General features: G+C 70.5%; 6 protein-coding genes and 1 pseudogene. 4 read left to right on the plus strand and 3 right to left on the minus strand.

The features are described from left to right. Positions 1–558: 558 nt before the first annotated feature. Complete coding sequence (locus tag PINTE_RS18665; protein WP_068433740.1) at positions 559–2,202, minus strand: DNA repair helicase XPB; 1,644 nt, start codon at positions 2,200–2,202, stop codon at positions 559–561. A gap of 211 nt (positions 2,203–2,413) precedes the next feature. On the opposite strand from PINTE_RS18665, the pseudogene PINTE_RS24595 reads away from it, so the two are divergent. The 4 genes and pseudogenes from PINTE_RS24595 to PINTE_RS18690 all read left to right on the plus strand — a co-directional run bounded on the left by PINTE_RS24595 (position 2,414) and on the right by PINTE_RS18690 (position 7,638). Continuing rightward, a pseudogene (locus PINTE_RS24595) lies at positions 2,414–3,568 on the plus strand (AI-2E family transporter). Between the two features lie 91 nt (positions 3,569–3,659). Then, positions 3,660–4,604 carry a hydroxymethylglutaryl-CoA lyase gene (locus PINTE_RS18680; protein WP_068433746.1) on the plus strand — a complete coding sequence of 315 codons (945 nt, stop codon included), beginning with the start codon at positions 3,660–3,662 and terminating at the stop codon, positions 4,602–4,604. Then, positions 4,601–5,200, plus strand: a complete 600-nt coding sequence (locus tag PINTE_RS18685) for a GNAT family N-acetyltransferase (protein ID WP_281178978.1) — start codon at positions 4,601–4,603, stop codon at positions 5,198–5,200. The genes PINTE_RS18680 and PINTE_RS18685 overlap by 4 nt, the downstream gene beginning before the upstream one ends. 488 nt (positions 5,201–5,688) lie before the next feature. Further along, positions 5,689–7,638 carry a M13 family metallopeptidase gene (locus PINTE_RS18690; protein ID WP_068433756.1) on the plus strand — a complete coding sequence of 650 codons (1,950 nt, stop codon included), beginning with the start codon at positions 5,689–5,691 and terminating at the stop codon, positions 7,636–7,638. A 161-nt stretch (positions 7,639–7,799) separates the two neighbouring features. Here the strand turns inward: PINTE_RS18690 and PINTE_RS18695 are convergent, their stop codons facing one another. After that, complete coding sequence (locus PINTE_RS18695; protein ID WP_217996641.1) at positions 7,800–8,381, minus strand: SLC13 family permease; 582 nt, start codon at positions 8,379–8,381, stop codon at positions 7,800–7,802. 79 nt (positions 8,382–8,460) lie between these two features. Next, the gene (locus PINTE_RS22900; protein ID WP_157087367.1) at positions 8,461–9,054 is read right to left on the minus strand and encodes a transporter permease; all 594 of its coding nucleotides are present in this window, start codon (positions 9,052–9,054) and stop codon (positions 8,461–8,463) included. Between the last annotated feature and the right edge of the window lie 293 nt (positions 9,055–9,347).

Raw genomic sequence — 9,347 nt, forward strand, 5'->3', positions numbered from 1 at the left:
ATAGCATGGCAACGAGCAGGGCATAGCCCAGGCTCTTCTCCTTGTCACGTGGGGGCATCACGTCTCCTACATTGCGCGTTGGAACTCGATTCTATGTGTCGAGGAGTGCTTGACCGCCCACACGATCGCAACGACGAGCGACGGATGGCGTGAAAAAGCTGTGTGGCCGGCTGAATTCACCCGGGTGAAAGCATGCATACGTCAGCAGCCACGAGGGTGGGGAGGCAAACGGATCTGAGCGTCGAGAGCATGCCTGTCTAATCCGTGGCGCACTGGATGGCCTGTCTCCTAGACTTCGTCGCACGGGTGCGCGGCCACTCTGGCGGTAAGGCATTACGCGGGTCAGTCAGTCTCGCTCGCTGCGAGCGCGGCGGCTGAGAAGGCCAGAAAGTAGACCTCGGTGATGCGCCCGCACCCGCAGCGTCGGCGCCGCCACTCCCGAAGGCTGCCCTTTCGGTCGAGGGCTCGTGCCACAGACCTAGCCTTCGATTGAAAGGGGAGCCTTCGGCCGAGTGAGGGGGCGGGTGGGCGGGGGCTCGGCGAGGGGGAGTCGGGGGCTTACGTGGGCTGAGGCAGGTCTTCGGCGTCGACGATGCGGTAGGCGTAGCCCTGTTCGGCGAGGAAACGTTGGCGGTGGGCGGCGAAGTCGGCGTCGACGGTGTCGCGGGTCACCACCGTGTAGAAGTGCGCGGTGCCGGCGTCCTTCTTGGGGCGCAGCACGCGGCCGAGGCGTTGGGCCTCCTCCTGGCGGGAGCCGAAGGTGCCGCTGACCTGGATCGCGACGCTGGCCTCGGGCAGGTCGATCGAGAAGTTCGCGACCTTGGAGACGACGAGGGTGTCGATCTCGCCGTTCCGGAACGCCCCGAACAGCCGGCGGCGGGCGGCCACGCTGGTCTCGCCGGTGATCAGCTCGGCCCCCAGCCGCTGCGACAGGGTCTCCAGCTGGTCGAGGTACTGGCCGATGACGAGGGTCTGCGCCCCGCGGTGCCGTTCGACGAGCCGCTCCACGACCCTGTCCTTGACCGGCGAACACGACGCGAGCCGGTAGCGGTCTTCGGGCTCCGCGGTTGCGTACGCCATCCGCTCGGAGTCCGACAGGCTCACCCGCACCTCGACGCAGTCGGCCGGCGCGATGTACCCCTGCGCCTCGATGTCCTTCCACGGCGCGTCGTAGCGCTTCGGACCGATGAGGCTGAACACGTCGTCTTCGCGCCCGTCCTCGCGCACGAGCGTCGCCGTGAGCCCGAGCCGCCGGCGGGCCTGCAGGTCGGCGGTCATCCGGAAGATCGGGGCCGGCAACAGGTGCACCTCGTCGTAGACGATGAGACCCCAGTCCCGCGCGTCGAGCAGGTCCAGGTGCGGGTAGACGCCCTTGCGCTTCAGCGTGAGCACCTGGTAGGTCGCGATCGTCACCGGCCGGATCTCCTTACGGGCGCCGGAGTATTCGCCGATCTCGTCCTCGGTGAGGCTGGTCCGCGCGATGAGTTCGTCGCGCCACTGCCGGGCCGCGACCGTGTTCGTCACGAGGATGAGGGTGGTCGTCGCCGACCGGGCCATGGCACCGGCTCCGACGAGGGTCTTGCCCGCGCCGCACGGCAGCACGACGACCCCCGACCCGCCGTGCCAGAACCCGTCGACCGCTTGCTGCTGGTAGGGCCGCAGGCTCCAGTCGTCCTCGCGCAGGTCGATGGGGTGCGCCTCACCGTCGACGTAGCCCGCGCGGTCCTCGGCGGGCCACCCCACCTTGAGCAGCTCCTGCTTGAGATGACCCCGCTCGCTGGGGTGCACCAGCACCGTCAACTCGTCGAGACGGTCTCCGAGCAGCGGCTTGATCTTCTTGTGCCGCAACACCTCTTCGAGCACCGGCCGGTCGGTGGTGCGCAGCACGAGGCGATCGCCGTCCTTCTCCAGCACGAGGCGCCCGTAGCGGTCCATCGTGTCGGCCACGTCGACGAGCAGCGCGTGCGGCACCGGGTAGCGGCTGTGCGTGACGAGCGCGTCGACGACCTGCTCCGCGTCGTGCCCCGCCGCCCGTGCGTTCCACAACCCGAGCGGCGTCACCCGATACGTGTGGATGTGCTCGGGAGCCCGTTCCAGCTCCGCGAACGGCGCGATGGCCCGCCGGGCCTCCTCGGCGCGCGGGTGATCGACCTCGAGGAGCACGGTCTTGTCGCTCTGCACGATGAGGGCGCCGTCAGTCATTGCCCCATTCTCTCGCAGCCTGGTTCGACGCTTGCGGGCCCGGGCGGCGCGACCGGCGTGCCCGGCGTGCCCGGTGGTGCGGGAGGGTGACCGCCGGGAGAGACTTGCCCACATGTCGCAGACCGACGCACCCCGCAGGTCCTCGCCCACACCTCCCGCGGAGCCGGAGTGGTTGCGATACGAGGCCACGATCGCCCTGCGGCTCATCATCATGGGCGCGGCGTTCTGCTTCGCGATGTGGCTGGTCATGCGGGTGCAGTTGGTCGCAGTCGCGGCCTTCATCGGGTTCGCCCTCGTCGCGCTCCTGTGGCCGGCAGCGCGGATCCTGCGCCGGTTCGTGCCCCGGGTCGTCGCCTCCCTCGTCGTGGTCCTCGTCTTCCTCGCGGGCTTCGGCGGGCTGCTGTGGTTCATCGTCGCCGGGCTCGTCAACACCTGGCCCGAACTCGTCGACGCCGTCATCGGCGGTGCCCGCGCGGTCGAGCGCGGGGTGCAGGACGCGGGCTGGGAGGTGCCCCAAGGCGTGCTCGACGACCTCATCTCCCAGCTGCAGCAGCGTGCCGGCACCATCGCCGGCGGCATCGGCACCGCGACCGTCAACACCCTCTCGGCCGTCGGCAACCTCACGACGATCATGCTCATCGCGATCTTCCTCACGATCTTCGCGCTGACCAGCGGCGACGACCTGTGGCGGCTGATCCTCGACGCTTTCCCGCGCAGCCGGCGCGGCCAGGCCGACGCCTCCTTCCGGCGCGGCCTGCAGACGGCCCGCTGGTGAATGTTCGCCTCGACCGTCACCGGCCTGGTCGACGGTCTCTTCATCGGTGGCGGCCTGTGGCTCATGGGCGTGCCGCTGGCCGTGCCGATCGGGGCGGCCACGTTCGTGCTCGGCTACATCCCGATGGTCGGCGCCACCCTGGCCGGAGCGCTCGCAGTGGTCGTCGCGCTGTTCTTCGGCGGCCTGCAGACGGCCGTGTGGGCGCTGCTGCTCGTGCTCGCCGTGCAGCAGATCGAGGGCAACGTGCTCTCGCCGCTGCTGCTGAGCCGGGCCGTCAGCTTCCACCCCGTCATCACGCTGTTGCTCTCGACCGCAGGCGGTTTCGCGTTCGGCATCATCGGCCTGTTCCTCGCCGTGCCGGTCGCCGGCATCCTCACCGCCCTGGTCGTCACATGGACGCGATACGAGGAGGAGTCCGACGAGTCGTCGACGCCGGCCGAGGAGGTGGAGGAGTCGGGGGACGGTGCCGAGGCCGAGCCTCCCGAGACTCCCGAGCCGACGACGGTCGGGGCCCGAGCGGCCGAGCGCGCGGTCTCCGGCTCGGCGGATTCGGAGCCGGGAGAGCAGCCGGGGGAGTCGGCGAGCCGGTGACTCGCTGACTCGTCGGGGCCGCGACGGCTACGGTGGCTGTGCCGGCGGGCGGGTCACCTGGCGCCGGGATTCCCCGCGAGAAAGGCTGCCGATGCGACGTCCCCACCCCGAGCCGGTCGCGGGCCTGCCCGAGCGCGTGACGATCTACGAGGTCGGGCCGCGCGACGGCCTGCAACACGAGTCGCCGACGCTGCCCGCGCCCGACAAGGCCGAGTTCGTGCGGATGCTCGCCGAGACGGGCCTGGACACGGTCGAGGTCGCCGCGTTCGTGCCCGCCGACCGCGCGGAGCGCATGCCGCAGATCGCCGACGCGCCGGAGGTGCTGGCGAATCTCGGTGCGGCGGGGCTCGGGTGGCATCGTCCGGTGCTCGTGCCCGACGCGGAGGGCCTGGAGCGGGCGCTGGCGTGCGGGGTGAGCGCGGTCGCGATCCCGGCGAGCGCGACGGAGTCGTACGCGCAGCACCTGCTGGGCTGCTCGCGGGCGGAGTCGCTGGATCGGTTCGTCGCGGTCGTGGCCCGGGCCAAGGGCGAAGGGGCGTGGGTGCGCGCGCACCTGGCGATGTGCCTCGGCGACCCGTGGGAGGGCTCGGTGCCGCTCTCGCAGGTCGTCGATGCGACCCGGCGACTGCTCGAATCCGGTTGCGACCAGATCTCGCTCGGCGACACCCTCGGCGTCGCGACGACCGGGCAGGTGCACCGGCTCCTGGAGTCGCTCGACGCGGCCGGAGTCGGGCTCGAGGCGCTCGCGGTGCACTTCCACGACACCTACGGCCAGGGGCTGGCGAACACGCTCACGGCGATTCGGCTCGGCGTCACGTGCGTCGACGCCTCCGCCGGGGGCCTCGGCGGCTGCCCCTACGCCCGGAGCGCCACCGGCAACCTCGCCACCGAAGACCTGCTGTGGGCCCTCGACGGCCTCGGCGTGCGCACCGGCGTCGACCTCAAGAAACTCGTCGCGACCAGCGCCTGGCTCGCCGGCCGCCTCGGGCGGCCCGCCCCCTCGCGCGTCGTCGCCGCCCTGCAGGAGACGGTGTGAGCGCCTTCGACTCCCGCCCCGGCTCCGGCGGCTCCGGCTCCGGATCGGCCTCTGGCTCCGATGGGCCGGCCGGCGCCGGCAGTCACAGTGGCCCCGGTGGCTCCGGCGGTCCCGGTGGCCCCGGTGGCCCCGGAGGCCCCGAGGCGCCGACGCTGAGCGTGCGGGCGGCGCGCATCGAGGATCTCGAGGCGATCGTCGACCTGCTCGCCGACGACCCCCTCGGCGCGCGCCGGGAGGGCGGCGATCTGGCTCCGTACGCGGCGGCGTTCGCGCGGATGACCGCCGACCGCGGCCAGGTGCAGGCCGTCGCCGAACTCGGCGGGCAGGTGGTCGGCACGCTGCAGCTGAGCATCATCCCGAGCCTGACGCGGCGCGGCACGACCCGCGCGCAGATCGAGGGCGTGCGCACCCTGTCGACCCTGCGCGGCAAGGGCATCGGTGAGGCGCTGTTCGACTGGGCCCTCGACGAGGCTCGCCGCCGCGGAGCCGGTCTCGTGCAGCTGACCTCCGACGTCTCCCGCGGCAACGCCCACCGCTTCTACGAGCACCTCGGGTTCGTGCCCAGCCACACGGGGTTCAAGCTCGAGCTGCGGTAGGCGCCGGATTGGGTGCCGCTCGACCAGCCTTGAAACTGCAAAGGACTACATGTAGTGACCTCTCACGAGAGGTCACCATGATTGCGCCGCGCAACACTGCAGGTCACGGGGCCGGAAGCGCACAACATCGTGGGTATTGACCTCTCGGCGCGCGTCGAGTGGTCAATTTCCAGAGGGCGCCGCGGCGGGCCGCCCACGGCCTCCCGGCGGCCTGTCGGCGGACTTCCGGCGGCCGCTCGGGCGGCCTCGGAGTCTTGTCGGGGGTCGCTACTAGGGTTGGTGACAATCAACGCAAGGGGAGTGCCTCAGCCATGATCACGCACGCCACCGACCCGCACGGTGACCAGAACGGGCCCCCGGCCGGGGCCGCGCCCGCCGCCGACCCGCCGACCAAGCGACCGATCGAGCCGCCCACCGAGGGGCCGACCGATCAGCCGACCGAGCAGCCGTCCGACGACGCCCGCCACTCAGGCATCGACGTCGCGGGCATGGACCGCTCGGTCCGCCCGCAGGACGACCTGTTCGGGTTCGTCAACGGAACCTGGGTGCGCGAGACGCAGATCCCGCAGGACAAGGGCCGCTACGGCACGTTCGACCGGTTGCGCGACGAGGCCCAGGAGCAGGTGCGCGCGCTGCTGGAGGAGGCCAGTCACGCGGTGGTCGAGGAGGGCGAGACCGGCTCGGGCGACGAGGCGCACCTCAAGGAGCTTGTCGGCGCGCTCTACGCCTCGTTCATGGACGCCGACGGCGTCGAGTCGCTCGGCGCGGAGCCGGTGCGGCCCGAGCTGGAGGCGATCGACGCCGCGCCCGACGCGCCCGCGCTGTGGAGCCTGTTCGGCTCGCTCATGCGCGAGGGAGTCGCGAGCCCGGCGATCGCGTACGTCTATACGGACAAGCGCGCGGCCGACGAGTACATCACGTACGTCTACCAGGGTGGTCTCGGCCTGCCCGACGAGGCGTACTACCGCGAGGAGCAGTACGCGGCGATCCGCGAGGCCTATGTCGCGCACATCGAGCGCATGCTCACGCTCGCGGGTCGTCCCGATCCGGCCGCCGAGGCCGCCACGGTCATGGAGCTGGAGACGCGCCTGGCCGCCTCCCACTGGGACCGGGTCGCCATCCGCGACGCCGTGAAGACCTACACGAAGGTGACGCGCGCGCAGCTCGGCGAACTGGCTCCGCACGTGCCGTGGGACGAGTGGCGCGGCGGGCTCGGGGCGCCCCAGGGTGCGTTCGACCCGTGCGTCGTCGGCATGCCGAGCTTTCTGACGGCCCTGTCGGAGGCGGTGCGCGACGTGCCGCACGCGGCGTGGCAGTCGTGGGGCCGCTGGCACGTGCTGTCGGCCCGGGCCCCGTACCTGAACGCGGCCTTCGTGGAGGAGAACTTCGACTTCTACGGGCGCACGCTGACCGGCACCCCGCAGCTGCGCGAGCGCTGGCGGCGGGCGATCGGCCTCGTCGACAGCCTCGCCGGGGAGGCGACGGGCCGGCTCTACGTGCGTCGGCACTTCACGCCGCAGGCCAAGGCCCGCATGGAGGTGCTGGTCGCCAACATCGTCGAGGCGTACCGGCGCGACATCAGCGAGTTGGCGTGGATGAGCCCGGCCACCCGCGAGAAGGCGCTGGACAAGCTCGCGAAGTTCACCCCGAAGATCGGCTATCCCGACGTGTGGCGCGACTACTCGGGCCTGGAGTTCGCCGCCGACGACCTCGTCGGCAACGTGCGCCGCGGCTACGCCTTCGAGACCGACCGCGACTGGGGCAAACTCGGCGGTCCGGTCGACCGCGACGAGTGGTTCATGAGCCCGCAGACGGTCAACGCCTACTACAACCCCGGCATGAACGAGATCGTCTTCCCCGCCGCGATCCTGCAGCCGCCGTTCTTCGACGTCGAGGCCGACGACGCCGTCAACTACGGCGCGATCGGCTCGGTGATCGGCCACGAGATCGGGCACGGCTTCGACGACCAGGGCTCGCGGTACGACGGAGACGGTGAGCTCGTCGACTGGTGGACCAGCGAGGATCGGGAGCGTTTCGAGCAGCTCGCGGCCGCGCTCATCGCCCAGTACGACGGGCTGAGCACCCGCGACCTGCCGGGCGAGACGGTCAACGGCTCGCTGACGGTCGGGGAGAACATCGGCGACCTCGGCGGCGTGACGATCGGGCACTTGGCCTACCGCATCTCCCTCGACGGGGCGCAGCCTCCCGAGCTCGACGGGCTCACCGGCGACCAGCGCTTCTTCGCCGGGTGGGCGCAGGGGTGGCGCGGCAAGGCCCGACCCGAGGAGGCCAAGCGGCTGCTGTCGATCGACCCGCACTCGCCGATGGACCTGCGCGCCAACATCGTCCGCAACCTCGTCGAGTTCCACGAGGCCTACGGCGTGCAACCCGGAGACGGCCTGTGGCTCGACGAGGCCGACCGCGTCCGTATCTGGTGAGCACACGCGTCGGTGCTCCCCGCCCGCGAGGGGCGAGGAGCACCGGGGTAAGCGTCCGCTCGGCCGAGTCGGTCGCGCGGCTGAGGCCGAGTCGGTCGCGCGGCTGAGGCCGAGTCGGTCGCGCGGCTGAGGCCGTGCGGCTCGGTCGACGACCGGCTGGCTCAGATAATGCCGGTCGGCACGAGCAGCGCCCAGGTGAGCAGCGGGGCACCGAGCACGATGATCGCCGCGTAGGCGAGCAGCTGGCCGTAGATCCGGCCCTTGTCGGCGCCCTGCGCGTTGGCGACGACGAGCGCACCGTCGGTGGAGAACGGCGAGACGTCGACGATCGTCGCCGAGATGGCCAGCGCCGCGACGACACCGGCCGCCGACAGCGTGCTCTGCTCCAGCAGCGGCGCCGCGAGCGGGATGAACGCGGTGAGCAGCGCCGTGGAGGAGGCGAACGCCGAGGAGATCCCGATGACGTAGCACAGCACGAGCGCGACGATCAGCGGCACACCGATCTTCACGGCGTGGTCGGCCAGGCCGTCGATGACGCCGGCGTGCTGCAGCACCGACACGTACGTGATCATGCCGGCGACGAGGAGCACGGTCGACCAGGAGATGCCGGAGACGAACGTGTGGTGCTGGTCGAGGCTGGCGAACGCCAGGATGAGGCCGGCGGTCAGACCGACGAAACCGATCGGCCACTTGAAGACGAGCGCGGCGACGAGGAGAACAGGATCAGCGCCAGCGTCAGCCACTGCTAGCCGGTGATCGGCTTCGCCTCACCGAACTGCGCGGTGGCCGGGCCCTCCGGGCGGTGGTTGTAGAGCTTGCCGATCATGGCCATGACGACGACGGTATGATCGAGATGATGAGGTTGATCGCGTAGTTCGACAGGAACAGCGGGATCGGCGTGATCGCGAAGTTGTTCTTCTCCGAGATCTCCCGCACGAGCACCCCGGCCACCGAGATCGGTGAGAATCCACCGGCGTGCGCGCCGTTGATGATGAGCGCGCCCATGACGACCCCGCTGATGCCCGACTCGGCCGCGAACAGCATGGCGGCGGGGGCCAGGAGGGCGACCGCGGCCGGGGAGAAGGTGCCCAGAGCGGTCAGCACGGAGGCGATGAAGAAGAACACCCACGGGATGAGGGCCATCCGACCCCCGACGGCCTTGACGCAGGCTCGGACGATCACGTCGATGGTGCCGTTGGCCTGTGCCATCGAGAAGAAGAAGGTGACACCGACGATCGTGAGGAAGATCGTCGCCGGGAACTCCTCGAGAATCTCGCGGTCGGTCATCCCGAGCATGAAGAAGCCGACGAAGAAGGCCGCGACGAAGCCCATGATGCCGATGTTTACCGGCCATTTCGTCGCGACGATGAACATGATGATCAGAATGACCAACGGCACTATCTGAGTGACGGGCATGACGGATTCCTTCTGACCCGGATCCGCGAGTAGTGGCAGCGTGATCCGCGTGTGAGACGACGAAGGTGCCCGTCCTGCTTGGAGAATCGAGGTTCTTGAGGCCTTCGAACGTCCAGCGGGGAGAGCACCTTGTCGGTGAAGAGAATACGTCGTCGTGGTCGGGTCCGGAAGCGTGTGCGGGTGGGCGTGCCGGATCCATCGCTGACCGCGACCGCGGGTGTCGCGGCGATCGCGGAGTTCGTCGACAAGCTGGACGTCGTTGGCCGGTTTGACCGCGGTGTGGGCGAGTTGAC

The sequence above is a fragment of the Piscicoccus intestinalis NBRC 104926 genome, from assembly GCF_001515525.1.
Classification (GTDB): domain Bacteria; phylum Actinomycetota; class Actinomycetes; order Actinomycetales; family Dermatophilaceae; genus Kineosphaera; species Kineosphaera intestinalis.

What these genes read in the sequence shown, in the direction of transcription:
- PINTE_RS22900 (WP_157087367.1), bottom strand. Translation starts at nt 9,054, where the DNA reads ATGCCCGTCACTCAGATAGTGCCGTTGGTCATTCTGATCATCATGTTC.
- PINTE_RS18665 (WP_068433740.1), bottom strand. Translation starts at nt 2,202, where the DNA reads ATGACTGACGGCGCCCTCATCGTGCAGAGCGACAAGACCGTGCTCCTC.
- PINTE_RS18690 (WP_068433756.1), top strand. Translation starts at nt 5,689, where the DNA reads ATGGACCGCTCGGTCCGCCCGCAGGACGACCTGTTCGGGTTCGTCAAC.
- PINTE_RS18680 (WP_068433746.1), top strand. Translation starts at nt 3,660, where the DNA reads ATGCGACGTCCCCACCCCGAGCCGGTCGCGGGCCTGCCCGAGCGCGTG.